Source organism: Candidatus Pelagibacter ubique HIMB140 (genome assembly GCF_025558165.1).
Lineage (GTDB): Bacteria > Pseudomonadota > Alphaproteobacteria > Pelagibacterales > Pelagibacteraceae > Pelagibacter > Pelagibacter ubique_T.
The window spans coordinates 1,044,586-1,057,806 of sequence record NZ_LAMZ01000001.1 but is presented as its reverse complement, the minus strand read 5'-3'; the positions used below and the strand labels follow the sequence as shown (position 1 = coordinate 1,057,806).

General features: G+C 28.9%; 16 protein-coding genes. 8 read left to right on the top strand and 8 right to left on the bottom strand.

The genetic code is table 11. The annotated features are described in order from the left end of the window. Positions 1 to 3 precede the first annotated feature (3 nt). The 7 genes from VP90_RS05725 to VP90_RS05695 are packed head-to-tail and all read left to right on the top strand — an operon-like array spanning position 4 to position 5,766. Positions 4 to 294, top strand: a complete 291-nt coding sequence (locus VP90_RS05725; protein WP_262590161.1) for an HU family DNA-binding protein — start codon at positions 4 to 6, stop codon at positions 292 to 294. Next, the gene (pyrF, locus tag VP90_RS05720; RefSeq protein WP_262590160.1) at positions 284 to 973 is read left to right on the top strand and encodes an orotidine-5'-phosphate decarboxylase; all 690 of its coding nucleotides are present in this window, start codon (positions 284 to 286) and stop codon (positions 971 to 973) included. The genes VP90_RS05725 and pyrF overlap by 11 nt, the downstream gene beginning before the upstream one ends. Beyond that, entirely contained in the window at positions 973 to 1,602 is a 630-nt protein-coding gene (locus VP90_RS05715; protein ID WP_262590159.1) for a phosphoribosylanthranilate isomerase, read from the top strand. Before pyrF ends, VP90_RS05715 begins: the two co-directional genes overlap by 1 nt. Then, positions 1,592 to 2,821 (top strand): tryptophan synthase subunit beta, encoded by a 1,230-nt coding sequence (locus tag VP90_RS05710; RefSeq protein ID WP_425321980.1) that lies wholly within the window; start codon positions 1,592 to 1,594, stop codon positions 2,819 to 2,821. Before VP90_RS05715 ends, VP90_RS05710 begins: the two co-directional genes overlap by 11 nt. Continuing rightward, the gene (trpA, locus tag VP90_RS05705) at positions 2,821 to 3,621 is read left to right on the top strand and encodes a tryptophan synthase subunit alpha (protein WP_262590156.1); all 801 of its coding nucleotides are present in this window, start codon (positions 2,821 to 2,823) and stop codon (positions 3,619 to 3,621) included. The genes VP90_RS05710 and trpA overlap by 1 nt, the downstream gene beginning before the upstream one ends. After that, a complete protein-coding gene (locus VP90_RS05700; RefSeq protein ID WP_262590155.1) occupies positions 3,618 to 4,547 on the top strand; it encodes an acetyl-CoA carboxylase carboxyltransferase subunit beta in 930 nt (309 codons plus the stop codon). The genes trpA and VP90_RS05700 overlap by 4 nt, the downstream gene beginning before the upstream one ends. After that, complete coding sequence (locus VP90_RS05695) at positions 4,501 to 5,766, top strand: bifunctional folylpolyglutamate synthase/dihydrofolate synthase (RefSeq protein ID WP_262590154.1); 1,266 nt, start codon at positions 4,501 to 4,503, stop codon at positions 5,764 to 5,766. The genes VP90_RS05700 and VP90_RS05695 overlap by 47 nt, the downstream gene beginning before the upstream one ends. Here VP90_RS05695 and VP90_RS05690 read toward each other — a convergent pair. The 4 genes from VP90_RS05690 to VP90_RS05675 are packed head-to-tail and all read right to left on the bottom strand — an operon-like array spanning position 5,763 to position 9,388. After that, positions 5,763 to 6,080, bottom strand: a complete 318-nt coding sequence (locus VP90_RS05690) for a thioredoxin family protein (RefSeq protein ID WP_075505964.1) — start codon at positions 6,078 to 6,080, stop codon at positions 5,763 to 5,765. The genes VP90_RS05695 and VP90_RS05690 overlap by 4 nt on opposite strands. Before the next feature lie 34 nt (positions 6,081 to 6,114). After that, entirely contained in the window at positions 6,115 to 7,551 is a 1,437-nt protein-coding gene (locus VP90_RS05685) for an exonuclease domain-containing protein (protein ID WP_262590153.1), read from the bottom strand. Between the two features lie 15 nt (positions 7,552 to 7,566). Continuing rightward, entirely contained in the window at positions 7,567 to 8,253 is a 687-nt protein-coding gene (locus VP90_RS05680) for a hypothetical protein (RefSeq protein WP_262590152.1), read from the bottom strand. A 37-nt stretch (positions 8,254 to 8,290) separates the two neighbouring features. Next, on the bottom strand, positions 8,291 to 9,388 hold the full coding sequence (locus tag VP90_RS05675; protein WP_262590151.1) for a DNA recombination protein RmuC: 1,098 nt from the start codon (positions 9,386 to 9,388) through the stop codon (positions 8,291 to 8,293). On the opposite strand from VP90_RS05675, the gene VP90_RS05670 reads away from it, so the two are divergent. Then, complete coding sequence (locus tag VP90_RS05670) at positions 9,387 to 9,551, top strand: hypothetical protein (RefSeq protein ID WP_262590149.1); 165 nt, start codon at positions 9,387 to 9,389, stop codon at positions 9,549 to 9,551. The genes VP90_RS05675 and VP90_RS05670 overlap by 2 nt on opposite strands. On the opposite strand, the gene hisG is transcribed toward VP90_RS05670, so the two are convergent. From hisG to VP90_RS05650, 4 genes are all read right to left on the bottom strand, one after another. After that, positions 9,534 to 10,226, bottom strand: a complete 693-nt coding sequence (gene hisG, locus VP90_RS05665) for an ATP phosphoribosyltransferase (RefSeq protein ID WP_262590148.1) — start codon at positions 10,224 to 10,226, stop codon at positions 9,534 to 9,536. The genes VP90_RS05670 and hisG overlap by 18 nt on opposite strands. Beyond that, positions 10,226 to 11,278 carry an ATP phosphoribosyltransferase regulatory subunit gene (locus VP90_RS05660; protein ID WP_262590147.1) on the bottom strand — a complete coding sequence of 351 codons (1,053 nt, stop codon included), beginning with the start codon at positions 11,276 to 11,278 and terminating at the stop codon, positions 10,226 to 10,228. The genes hisG and VP90_RS05660 overlap by 1 nt, the downstream gene beginning before the upstream one ends. After that, complete coding sequence (gene hisS / locus VP90_RS05655) at positions 11,256 to 12,650, bottom strand: histidine--tRNA ligase (protein ID WP_262590146.1); 1,395 nt, start codon at positions 12,648 to 12,650, stop codon at positions 11,256 to 11,258. Before hisS ends, VP90_RS05660 begins: the two co-directional genes overlap by 23 nt. A gap of 311 nt (positions 12,651 to 12,961) precedes the next feature. Further along, a complete protein-coding gene (locus VP90_RS05650) occupies positions 12,962 to 13,174 on the bottom strand; it encodes a cold-shock protein (RefSeq protein WP_075505957.1) in 213 nt (70 codons plus the stop codon). Between the last annotated feature and the right edge of the window lie 47 nt (positions 13,175 to 13,221).

Sequence of the window (13,221 nt, the reverse complement as noted above, 5' to 3'; positions counted from 1 at the left end):
AAATTGGCTATTGTAAAATCAAAGCTTTTAAAACAACTCTCTCATAACTACCCAAATTTCTTAAAAAAAGATTTAGAAAAATTTACTGATATAATTTTAAATGAGATAAAAAGGGCTCTTCGTAGAGGGGACGGCGTCGAATTAAGAAATTTTGGAACATTTAGAGTTAAAACTCAAAAAGCATCCATTAGAAGAAATCCAAAAACTGGTGAAAAAGTTGCTGTTCCTCAAAAGAAAGTGATATCATGGAAAATGAGTAAGGAAATGTTTAAAAAGATTAATAATGAAGAATAAAAACATATTTGTTGCTTGTGATACTTCAAATTTAAATCAAATAAATAAAATTCTTAATAATATAAAAACTAAAAAATTAAAGATTATTCCAAAATTTGGATTGCAATTTTTTTACTCAAAAAATGGAAGAAAATTTTTAGAAAAATATAAATCAGATTTTTGGTTAGATTTAAAAATCAATGATATCCCACAAACAGCTCTTTCTGCAGTTGATAGTTTAAAAGATTTAAAAAAATGTAAATATATTACTGTGCATGCAAATGGTGGACTTAACATGCTTAAAGCTATTAAAGAAAAAGCTAAACAAATTAATAAAACTTTAAAAATATTAGGAGTTACAGTCTTAACTAGTCTTAACAATAAATCCTTAAAAGAAATTGGTTATACTAAAACAGTTGAACAACTTGTTTTAAAGCAAGCAGGAATTGTTAAAAAATCTGGGTGTGACGGGATAGTTTGTTCTGCAAAGGAGGCAAAAATTATTAGAAAAAAATACAAAAATTTTTTAATCATCACGCCCGGTATAAGATTGCCAGGTGACAATACAAATGATCAAGCTAGAGTAATGACACCAAAAGATGCTTTCAAAAATAAAGTTTCAGGAGTAGTAATTGGAAGATCTCTTACAAAAGGTAATATAAAGAATAATATTAAAAAATTAATTAATCATTTATACTGATGATTAAGGGTTGTAAAATTTGTGGGATTTCTGATCTTGATACTTTAAATTTTTTAATTAATCACCCTCACCCACCAACATTTATAGGATTTATTTGCAACTATCCAAAAAGTTCTAGATATGTTGAATATGAAAATTTAAAAAAACTTTTAATCAATAATCCAAAACAAAGTTACTATGTTGCTGTTCTGGTAAAACCAAATGTAAATATTTTAGAGAAAATTAAAAACTTACCTTTTGATTACTATCAACTATATGATTGTACACCAGAGGAAATAAAAGAGATAAAAGAAAAATATCAAAAGAAAATTATTACAGCTTTCACAATAAAATCAAAGTCTGATTTGAGTAATTATAAATTATATTCTGATCATACTGATATTTATTTATTTGATAGTAAGGGTTACGAGAAAAGTCAGTCTTTTGATCATGACTTGATTAAAAATATCAAATTAAATAAGGAATTAATGATTGCTGGAAATATTCAATACAATGAAGAGCTTAAAAATTTCAAAAATTTGGCAAATTTTATAGATTTATCTGGTGGTGTAGAAACATCTGGATTAAAAGACCTATCCAAAATAGAATTTTTTTTAAATAAAGTTAATGAAATTAAAAATGAAGCTTAAAAAAGGTATTCCATTAATTGATCAACACGATCAACAAGGTTTTTGGGGAGGAAAATTTGGGGGTAGTTTTATACCTGAAACTTTGAAAAAACCAGTAGAGGATTTAACAAAAGAATTTAAGAAACTTAGAAATAATAAAGCCTTTTTAAAAAAAAGAGATTATTATTTTAAAAATTATATCGGATCTCCAACCTCTTTTGTGAAATTAGAAAATTTGTCTAATCATTTAGGTGGAGCTCAAATTTGGGCAAAAGTAGTTTCTGAAGCAAATGGAGGTGCACATAAAATCTATAATGCCACAGTTCATGCACTAATTTGTAAAGCTATGGGTAAAAAATATATCGTTGGCGATACTGGTGCTGGATATGCAGGAAAAATGTTAAGTATGGCAGCTAAAAAATTTGGACTTAAATGCAAAATTTTTATGGGTGCTAAAGACATTAAAAGACAAAAACCAAATTGTGACGCTATGAGAAAAAACGGTGCAGAAATAGTACCAGTTTATTCTGGAAGTCAGACTTTAGTTGATGCAGTGAGTGAATGCATGCGATATTGGGTATCTAATTGTGACAATACACACATGTGTGTTGGTAGTACTGTTGGACCAAATATCTTTGTAAAAATATGTGGTTGGTCAACTGCACAAATTTCTAGAGAATTAAGAACACAGCTTAAAAAAGAATTTAAAAAAATTCCAAATAAAATTAAGTTAATTAATTGTGTTGGAGGTGGTAGTTCTGCATATGGATTTTGGAGTGAGTTTATTGATTTTGATAAAAAACAAATAGAATTAATTGGTGTAGAAGCTGGAGGTCCAAAAAAATCTAAACTTCATGCAGCACCACTAAGTAGAAATGCAAAAGTTGGTATTTTGCACGGAGCAGCTTCGTATGTTTGCCAAAATAATGAAGGACAAATTAGTGATACAGAGTCTATAAGTGCTGGTTTAGATTATCCTGGTGTTAGTCCTATTCATTGCTTCTTAAAAGATACTAAAAGAGCACGATATACTTATGCAACAGATGAGGATGCACTTAGTGCACATGTAATGGTAACTAAATTTGAAAAACTTAATCCAAGTTTAGAACCAAGTCATGCTTTTGCTGAGGCAATAAAAATTGCTCCAAAATTAAGTAAAGATACAATTATAATTGTTAACTCTTGTGGTGATGCAAAAAAAGATAGAGATATTTTAAGAGAAAGATTGGGAAAATATTAATGAGCTCTTTACTTAATAAAGCTTTTTTAAATGCAAAAAAAGAAAATAGGCCTGCCTTACTGACTTATACAGTTGCAGGTGATAATACTAAAAAAAAATCTTTAGAAATTCTAAAGTCTATTTCAAATTATGCTGATATTTGTGAATTAGGATTTCCACATAACACACCCATAGCTGACGGAGGTCAAATCCAAACTAGTGCCTACAGAGCAATTAAAAACGGTATAAAAATTAATGATGTATTTTCAATTGCAAAAAATTTTAAAAAATCAAAAAAAAATACACCTATTATTCTAATGGGTTATTACAATATGATATTTCAGTACAATGAAAATAAATTTTTAGATAAATGTAAAAAATCAAAAGTAGATGGACTAATTGTTGTAGATTTACCTTATCCTGAAAACAAAAATTTTGCATCAAAATGTAAAAAGAATGGAGTGAATTTTATACAGCTGGTCTCACCTACTACTTCTCAAATTAGATTAAAAAAAATAATAAAGGACTCGCATGATATGGTTTACTATATTAGCATGTTGTCAACTACAGGGGGTAAACTAAAAGTTTCCCCAAAGAAAATCTTGGAAAGATACAATAAAATTAAAAATCAAAATAAATCAAAAAATGTAGTGATTGGCTTTGGTATTACAGAAAAGACGATTAAATCTCTTAAAAAAGCTGATGGTTTAGTAGTTGGTAGTGCGATATGTAAGGAAATATCTAAATCAATTGAAAGAAGACAAAATACTGTCACAAATGTTACTAATATCGTTAAAAGATTAAGAAATAAAATTCAATGAACTGGATAACCAAAATTATTAAAGCAGGTGAAAAAATAAAAACTGCTATACGTGAACGAGCTACTAAAGAAGATATCGCAAAAAGTGAATGGACAAGTTGTTGTCGAGGACCAATTCTAAAAAAAGATTTAGAAGCAAATCTTTGGGTATGTCCAGATTGTAATAAACATCATAGAATTAAACCTAAACAAAGATTTGATATTTTATTTGGAAAAAACAATTACGAAGTTTTTAAAACACCTATTCCAAAAGATGATCCTTTAAATTGGACAGACTCTAAATCATACAAAGATAGATTAAAAATTGCTCGTAAGAAAACTGGATTAGATTGTGGAATGATGGTTGCATCTGGGACAATCAATAATATTAAAATAACAGCTGTTGCATCTGACTTTGATTTTTTAGGAGCTTCAATGGCTGCTGCAGAAGGTGAAGCATTTTTATATGGAATTCAACATGCAATAGAAAATCAAACACCATTTATATGTATAAGCGCTGGTGGAGGAATGAGAATGATGGAAAGTTTAATTTCATTGTCTCAAATGACAAGAACTACACTTGCAATTAATGAATTAAAGAAAAATGGTTTACCCTACTTAGTCTGCATTACAGATCCAACTGCAGGAGGAATAACTGCTTCTTATGCAATGTTAGGTGATATTCATATTGCTGAACCTGGTGCTTTAATTGCATTTGCAGGTGCAAGAGTTATTCAAGGAACAGTAAAAGAAGAATTGCCAGAAGGTTTTCAAAAAAGCGAGTATGTTGAGAAAACTGGGTTTGTTGATTTAATCGTAGAGAGAAGAGATCTAGCATCTAAAATAGGAACTTTATTATCAATATTGTTAAAACAAAATTCTGCTATAAGTTCTGAGCAAAATGAAACTTCAGAAGATACTCAGCAATTTTCAAAAGTTGCATCCTAAAGAAATAGATTTATCTTTAGATAGAATTCAAAATCTTTGTAAAAAATTAGGAAATCCTCAAGATAAAATTAAGGCCATATCAGTTGTTGGAACTAATGGAAAGAACTCTACCATCCAGGCTATTTATGCAATTCTCAAGGAAGCAAATTTAAAATGCAATGTGTATACGAGCCCACATATACAAAAAATTAATGAAAGATTTGTATTTAATAATCAGGAATTAAATGACGAGGAATTAGCTGATTTATTAGAAGAGGTAGAAAAAGTTAATAATAACGAACCAATAACTGTTTTTGAAATGTTATCAGCTTGTTTTTTTTATAAAGCTGCCCAATATCCTGACAATATCAACTTAATTGAAAGTGGTTTATTCCACCGTTTTGATGCTACCAATATTTTAAAGAGTAATCTTGCAAGTATAGTAACATCTATAAGTAAAGACCATCTCGACTGGCTTCCAAAAGAAAATCAAACAATTGAGCAAATTGTTTTTGAAAAAACATCAGCCTTACTTAATTCAAATATTGTTATCGCAAAGCAAAATAAAAAAGAGACAATGGAATGTATTAAAAAAACTATTAAACATAACTCTTCAAATAAGTTATTTTTTAATGAAGACTATAGTTATTCAATTCAAGAGAATGGTTTTTTTTACTATGAGGATAAATTGGGAGGTTTGAAACTTCCTCTACCGAACGTTCTTGGTCAGTTTCAACTAGAAAATATATCAACTGCTATTGCAACTATAAGAACTTTAAATCTCGGAATTCAAAACAATGAAATAGTAAGTGGTATTCAAAATATTAATAATCTTGCAAGATTACAGGAAATTAAATCTGGAAAACTAAAAGAACTTGTAAAAAATAATACATTATTAATTTCTGGAGATCATAATCCTGATGGAGCTAGAGTGGTAAATGAATACCTCCAAACTTTAGATTGTAATAAACACTTAATCTTAGGTATGATGTCCAACAAAGATCATAATGAGTATATTAGTTATTATAAAAATATCTCAACCTTGACCACTATTGATATTCCAAACCAACCTAATTCAATAGGCGGTAAAGACTTAAAAAACAAACTAAATTCTTTCAAAAATGCTCAGTACAAAGAGGATATATTTAAAGCAATCAAGTCTATTTCGGTCAAGAAAAACGATATAATTTTAATTACAGGTTCTCTTTATCTAGCTGGAGAAATACTTAATTTGAATTAGATATTTTTTTCTAAAAATTCTTTCATGTGGCTTTCGGGCACTCCACCAACTTTTCTATCTACTTCAACACCTTTTTTGTAAATAATAACAGTTGGTACCCCTCTTATACCAGCAGCACTTCCGGTATTTATTCCACCATCTTCTACATCAGCATAATAAAAACCAGCTTTACCTTTGTATTCATCAGCTAATTTATCCATTACTGGTTTTAAAGCTTTGCAAGGACCACACCAAGCAGCTGAAAACTGAATTACCGAAACATCTTCATTTTTGATTTTACTATCAAAATCTTCATCTTTAAAATCTATAAGCATAAATCCTTTCTATTAATTAAAGTTTTAAAGTCAACTATGCAATTTCATATTTTTTTTCAATAGACATAATAAATTCATTTATTTCATCTAATTTTTTAAGTTCTTCTTCATCATCTCTATTAGATGCTTGATCTCTTAAGGTGTCTATTTCAGTGTATGCCATTGCTATAGTTTGCCACTTTTCTCTATTTTTACTCAAAATTCTTCTAGCTATCTCACTTTTAATATTTTTATATAAATCAGGTGGCAATACGTGAGGTGCTTCTTGGTAAATTATTTTTTGCCCAAACCATGCACATCTTTTATCTTGAAATTTATCTAATAATCTTAATTTATCTTCCCATGATGAACTGTGCCACGTTTTGAATAAAGCAGTATCTTTGTTTGGAACAAATTTCTCATACAAAGTTTCTTCGGGAAGTAAATCTTCTTGGTTTTGAGTTTGTGACTTTTCTTCTGCAGCTTCTCTATTAATGATTTGAATATTTTTGCATAAGTTTTCACTAGATCTAACTAATTTAGCTCTTTTTTGAATTGTTTCTAAATCTAGATCTGCATAGGCTTTTTCTTTTAATGCAAATTTTTTATCTAATACAACAGGCGCTTTATTTGTTTTTATAACTCTTAGAGCTTTTGGACTGATTTTTTTAAGATTAGCTTTAAGCTCATTAACTGACATGTTTAGAAAAGGCTCTGGATCTCTTCTTAAATCCCATAGATATCCCCAAGAAGCATAAGTTGGATGAAAACAATGTTCTGGATGTAAGGTTGAAACTAAATACATCATATTTCTTCCTTTAACATTTTCAAAAATTGAATATATACCCTCTGTCTTTAAAATAGATTCCACACTACTCTTTGTAGAGGTAGTCAAAAATTTTTCCCAATTATCATTATGCTTTTCTTTTATAATTCTTAAAATTTTTAAACTTGTAAATGCATCATGATACGCGGTGTGTTGTTGTGAAGTATCAAATCCTTGTTGTCTTGCTAAACCTTCAAGAGCAAGACTTTCATTTCCAGCATCTGTTAGTTCAGTTTTTAAAGTTTCAGAATTAATTGTTTGTGCAGCTCTTGCAACATGAAGACCGTCGTGTTCTTTATTTGGAGACGAGTGAGTAATATAAGGATATCTGTTACCTTTAAAAAAATTAAAATGAAACATACGTCTATCAAAATTTAAGTTACTCCATCCCATGAATAATGCTGGGGCAGCTTTTGAAAAGAAGTTTTCAACTGCTCCTAAAAATTCATAATGAGAATAATTTCCTTTAGTAAGTAAATCGATACTTGTTGAGTTTACCAATAGAGCTTTAGCACTAGGCACTTCTCCTTCTGGCATTCTGCCTCTGATATTTAACTTACCAATTTCATTTAAATTTTTATCAACAACAACTGCTCCAACCTCAATAATTGATCCCCAAATAGTGCTATTAGTTGTTTCAGTGTCGTAGATTACAAATTTGTCCATATTTTCTTATATATTTTAAGTTAAATTAGATAGTTCATGAAATTTTTTTAATCTTCCTAAAAACAAATTTTGATAGATGACTAAATCATGTCCTTGAATTTTAAATTCTTGGAATAATTTATCTACAGTGCAGACCAAAATAACACAAGAAGTGATATTGGAGTTATACACAACATTATGAGCTAAAGAATAAGCGCTGGTTTGTAATAACCATGAATCGATATACTCAGCTTTCTTTGGTTTATTGCTTTGTTTAAAATCTATAATTGTTTCTCTTCCTTCATAAACTCCAACACAGTCCGCAGTGCCAGCATACTTATCTGGATAGTACAATGTACACTCAACACCCCATATTTCTTCCAATCTATTTTTTAAACCATGATCTATTATTTCTTTTGCCATCAATTTATATTGTTCATTATCATCAAAAAAACTTAAATTTTCTCTACCAAGCAAATAAGATTCTAAGTAGTTATGCATCTGCGAACCTCTACTGCTTGCTGCTTTTGTGATAGCTTCAGCTTCTTTATATCCTGTTCTCTCTCTCCAATTTGCTAGTGCTGCTTTATCCTCCTCAGATTTAGTAACATCTAAAATTGAAGTAACACTTGGTAATTTTTCTTCTCCCAAAAGGTATCTTCTAATACCATCAACTGTTGCTCTTGAAGATTTTGGATAATCATATTTACGATTCCATTGCATGAGATTTCTTATAAATGGTATTATCAAAAAAAAGAAACTAATTTTTTATTTGTCTTTGTTTATCAACAAATTTTTCAACGTTGTCTGTTTGTACAGCTTTCTCAACTTGTTCTGGATCTTTTATACTTTCCAAAGTTCTATTTATTGATCTCGCATCTGTTCCAAATTTATCTACTACACCCATAGCATCTTCTAATTTTTTTCTAAGAACTACTATGTTGTCAAAGTGTTTTGAAAATCTTGTACTTATTGTTTTTAAATGATTGTAAATTTCAGTTGCACCCTTTTGAACTTTCAAGGATTGAAAGCCCATATGTAAAGATTGCAAATATGCTGACAAAGTATTAGGGCCACAAATTACAACTTTATATTTTTTCATTAATTCTTGCGTTAATAATTCTTTTGTACTTGGGTCTTGGTATTCAGTTAACTCTTTGTATAAACTTTCTGTAGGAGCATACACAATTGCAAAGTCAGTAGTTTTTGGTGGTACAATATATTTTTCATTTACACTTTTAGCTTTTGCTTTAAATGCAGTGGCTAATTTTGCTCTAGCATCTGCAACTAACCTTTTATCTTCCGCGTCATGACCATCGGTAATTGCTTTAAATTTCTCCACCGGAAAATGACTATCAACTGGAACTAAAACATCACCTTGTAGCTTAATTGCAAATTCTACATTCTCACTTGTATTTTCTTTCATTTTCACATTTGTCATGAATTGAGAAGCTGGAAGTAAATCTTTAATCAGTGCATCCAAACTAAACTCTGCAAGAGTTCCATATTTTTTAACACCAGCTAAAATCTTAGTTATTCCTTCTTGGCTTTGATTTAATAGTTGAACTTGTTGATTAAAATTTCCAACTTTTTCATCTACTTTAGTTAAAGCCTCTGTCATATCTTTTGTTACTCCAGTAGACAGATTGTTAAATGAAGTGGACATTGCTCCAAGTGAGCTATTGATTGTTGTATTTAAAGTATCCTTTAAACTTGAAATTTCAGATTTTAAGTTAGCTATTTCTTCAGCTTCTTTATTTTCTTTTTGATCTTCAGGCTTAGATCTTAAATTTAAGTAAAGAATTGTCGAAACTGCTCCAAGCAGCAAAATTAAAATAACTAAAAATATAGCTTCCATGAATCACTTTATATCATATATAAAATATGTAATGGAATTATTATTAATATTTAAAATTATTATTGGTTTAGGAATGCTAGTTGGTCTTTATGCAATCCTTCGAAACCTAGATATTATTAAAATTATTCTTATTTATTGGAAAGATTTAATTCTTAGAAAGTAATCTAGCTAAACTTTTAAGAGATTTATTTTTAGAGGATGATTTAGATATCATCATACAAGCCTCTGATTTTAATATTTCACCATCTTTTAAAATTCTTAGATTATTAGCTTTTAAAGTTTCTCCTGTTGAAGTGATGTCAGTAATTATTTCTGATGAACCAGTAAAAGGATATGCCTCTGTAGCACCTAAACTATCTACTAATTTAAATTGAGTAACCCCTTTGGAAAATAAAAAATCTCTTGTTAAATTTGGATATTTGGTAGCAACTCTTAATCTTTTCTTTTTCTTGTCTCTAAACTCAAATGCTATTTCCTCTAAATCAGCAATAGTTTGAACATCAATCCAAGGATCTGGAATTGCAACTACTAACGTGGCCTTCCCGAAGTCATATTTTTTAATCACATTAATTTTCTTTTGAATATTTATTTCACTCTCTTTCAACAAATCAAATCCGGAAAATCCTAGATCTAAAGAACCATCTCCTAGTCTTTCTATAATTTCTCTTGCATGAAGGTATAAAATTTTAACATTTTTCTTTTGTTTAATTGAACCTAATAAATCTCTTTCTCCTCTTTCTGAAATTAGATTTAATTTATTTTTTTTAAATATGTTTAAGACATCCTTTCTGAGTCTACCTTTGCTAGGAATTCCAATATTTAAAATATTTTTCTTCATTAATAATTTAAATTTAATGCAGCCCCAACTGCTGGTATTTGATTTTTTGACCCAAGATCAGAAATTAATCGATCATAACGACCACCATTAATAATATTTTTTAATTTATTTTTTGATTTAACATCAATTTTAAAAACCATTCCTGTGTAATATTCTAATTGTCTTCCAAAAGAAGTTGAAAATACTACATTTAGTTTTGAAACTTTGTTGTTAGAGATAGGAAAATATCTTTGATCGACCACCAAATTAATTCTATTTTTTTTAAAAAATTTATTTAACTCAGATGCAGCCTCATTGATTGGGCATTTGATTTTTAAGAAGTCTTTAATAATTTTTGAAACACCTTTACCTTTACTAGCTCTTCTTGGATCTTTAATTTTGTTATCAAATCGATTTAATATCTCATTAATAGTTCTACCTGCTACTACTTTTGATAGATCCTCTTTTAGCATTTTTAAATAACGCTTTTTATCTATTTCAACGATTGTTGGATCTACATCGGAGTTTGTTTCCAATCTTTTTAAAAGATCATTAAAGTAATCTTCTCTCCAAAAATGTCTTGATAATCTTAACTTCCATCTTTTCGGGATATCTAGTTTTGAAATTAACAAATTAAATATTTCAACATTTCCTATTGTTAATTTGCCTGAAGAATATTTAATATTTTGAAGAGATTTTAGCGAAGTATTGATAATTTCTTTATCATCATTTTTTTCATCTTTAGAACCTAAAATTTCGAATCCAATTTGATCTCGAATAATAGAATCACTTTTATTGTCAGATTTTCTATAAGCTTGACCACTATAGAAAATTTTTTCTTTTCCTTTTAAATTATTTTCTAAATATCTTAAGCAGGATGCAATTGTTAAATCTGGTCTAAGACACAGCTCACTTCCATTTTGATCAGTAAATGAAAAAATAAATTTTCTAAAGTTTTCACCTGACCTTTGAACGATATGATTAGCCTCAATAACTGAGGGTAAATCTATATATTTGTAACCCTTCGATTTTACAGATCTAAGAATATTTTCAGATAAGTTTTTTGATTTCATCTATTAAATTTGATTTTGGAAATGTTTTGTTGTTTTCACCTTTAACACCTTTGAGATTTTTTATCGTTACTGTGCCTTCATTAAATTCATTGTCACCACATATAACTGCTACATTTAATTCACGCTTATTTGCTAAGGTTAATTGCTTACCTAAATTTTTCTTTGTATCTAAAAAAATTTCTGCATTGATGTTATTTTCTCTTAATTGATCTACAATTTCGTAATAATTTTTTAGATATTTTTCATCCATCACACAGACTAAAACAGGCTTTTGATCATCCACCTTAATCTGATCCAATTGCAAAAGTGCAAATAACAATCTATCCACACCAAAACTAATTCCTGTACCTGGAATATCTACCCCTTTAAATCTTGAAATAAGCTTTGCATAAGAACCTCCCGAACAAATGCTGCCAATATCAACTTCTTTTCCTTTATTATTTGTAACTTTAAAATTTAAGTTAGTTTCAACAATAAAATCAGAATAATAAGCTAAACCTCTAACAATAGTAAAATTGGTTTGTACTTGTTCTAAATTAGAACCAAATCCTAAAATTTCAAAAATTTCCTCAAGCTCTTTAATTCCTTCTTGAGACAGTGGATTTTTTAAATTTTCTTTTAATTGTTTTAAGTCTTTTATTTTTAAAAAATTTAATATTTGTGATGCTTGTTCGTCTGTTAGATCAGCACCTTTTGTAACTGCACCGCTTGCATCTTTTCTCTCTTTTTTAAGAAGATCTTCAACACCTTTTAAACCAAATCCAGGTTTATCTAATTTATCAATAGCTCTAATTACTTTTAATTGCTTATCTTCAGATATTTTTAAATCATCAATTAAACCTTGTACTATTTTTCTGTTACTAATATTGATTGTGAATTGATCTTTATTCAAACCACAATCTAAGAGTGTACTTGAGATTAAATTACAAAGTTCTGCATTAGCTTGAGCTGAATTAACATTTCCAACAATATCAAAGTCAGCCTGCATGAACTCTCTGTATCTTCCATTTCCTGCTTTTTCATTTCTAAAAACATTCTGAATTGCGTATCTTTTGTAAATTGATGGAAGCTCTTGGTTGTTTTGAGCAACAAATCTAGCTAAAGGACTAGAAAGATCATATCTAAGTGTAATATTTTTATCACCATCTTTGAATGAGAATACATCAGACATAGGGTTATCCTCGTCCTCTGCTAAAAACGAACCAATATTTTCACTGATCTCAAAAGAAGGGGTTTCTAATGGTTCAGCTCCAAATTTTAAAAAATTTTTTTCAATCACTTTTAAAAGTTGTTTTTTTAAAACTAACTTTTTATTCCAACGATCTTCAAATCCAGATGGTAAGGAAGGATTGAGTTTTTTATCTTTTTCCATTTTAGTGGTACTTTGGGTAGGTTACGCTCCTACGACTTCGGATCCACAAACCGACGTGATACTATTTCACCACCAAAGCTTATCCTTTAGTTATTATCTTATTTTATGTGGAATGAAAATTATAATATAAATAAATAGCCTAATGGCTATGGAAACAGATTCTGTGAGTACTTCTATAAGTAATTCTGTATGTAATATTTATATTCATGAGCAGCCTTTTAGACAAAAATTATTAATATTCAAGGCTTAAATAAAAAAAGGACGTTAATCTACTAACGTAGAAATAACGTCCTTTAGAAATTTTACGAAAATTAGTCTATTTTTTTTAAATTTACTGCAGAAGGACCTTTAGGACCGTCTTCTAATGTGAATTCAAGTTTATCACCTTCATTAAGAAATCTCATTCCAGCAGCTTTTACAGCTGAAGCATGTACAAAGGCATCTTTCTCTTTGTCGTCTCTCTCTATAAAGCCATATCCCTTTTTACCATTATACCATTTTATTTTACCTTGTAGTGTACTCATCTTATTTCTTCGTCCTTTTGTTATTTATTATATTAATTAAGTTAATT

Coding starts and splice junctions, on each gene's coding strand:
- pyrF (WP_262590160.1), top strand. CDS start 284: ATGAAGAATAAAAACATATTTGTTGCTTGTGATACTTCAAATTTAAAT.
- VP90_RS05715 (WP_262590159.1), top strand. CDS start 973: ATGATTAAGGGTTGTAAAATTTGTGGGATTTCTGATCTTGATACTTTA.
- VP90_RS05710 (WP_425321980.1), top strand. CDS start 1,592: ATGAAGCTTAAAAAAGGTATTCCATTAATTGATCAACACGATCAACAA.
- trpA (WP_262590156.1), top strand. CDS start 2,821: ATGAGCTCTTTACTTAATAAAGCTTTTTTAAATGCAAAAAAAGAAAAT.
- VP90_RS05700 (WP_262590155.1), top strand. CDS start 3,618: ATGAACTGGATAACCAAAATTATTAAAGCAGGTGAAAAAATAAAAACT.
- VP90_RS05695 (WP_262590154.1), top strand. CDS start 4,501: ATGAAACTTCAGAAGATACTCAGCAATTTTCAAAAGTTGCATCCTAAA.
- VP90_RS05690 (WP_075505964.1), bottom strand. CDS start 6,080: ATGCTTATAGATTTTAAAGATGAAGATTTTGATAGTAAAATCAAAAAT.
- VP90_RS05685 (WP_262590153.1), bottom strand. CDS start 7,551: ATGGACAAATTTGTAATCTACGACACTGAAACAACTAATAGCACTATT.
- VP90_RS05680 (WP_262590152.1), bottom strand. CDS start 8,253: ATGCAATGGAATCGTAAATATGATTATCCAAAATCTTCAAGAGCAACA.
- VP90_RS05670 (WP_262590149.1), top strand. CDS start 9,387: ATGAATCACTTTATATCATATATAAAATATGTAATGGAATTATTATTA.
- VP90_RS05675 (WP_262590151.1), bottom strand. CDS start 9,388: ATGGAAGCTATATTTTTAGTTATTTTAATTTTGCTGCTTGGAGCAGTT.
- hisG (WP_262590148.1), bottom strand. CDS start 10,226: ATGAAGAAAAATATTTTAAATATTGGAATTCCTAGCAAAGGTAGACTC.
- VP90_RS05660 (WP_262590147.1), bottom strand. CDS start 11,278: ATGAAATCAAAAAACTTATCTGAAAATATTCTTAGATCTGTAAAATCG.
- hisS (WP_262590146.1), bottom strand. CDS start 12,650: ATGGAAAAAGATAAAAAACTCAATCCTTCCTTACCATCTGGATTTGAA.
- VP90_RS05650 (WP_075505957.1), bottom strand. CDS start 13,174: ATGAGTACACTACAAGGTAAAATAAAATGGTATAATGGTAAAAAGGGA.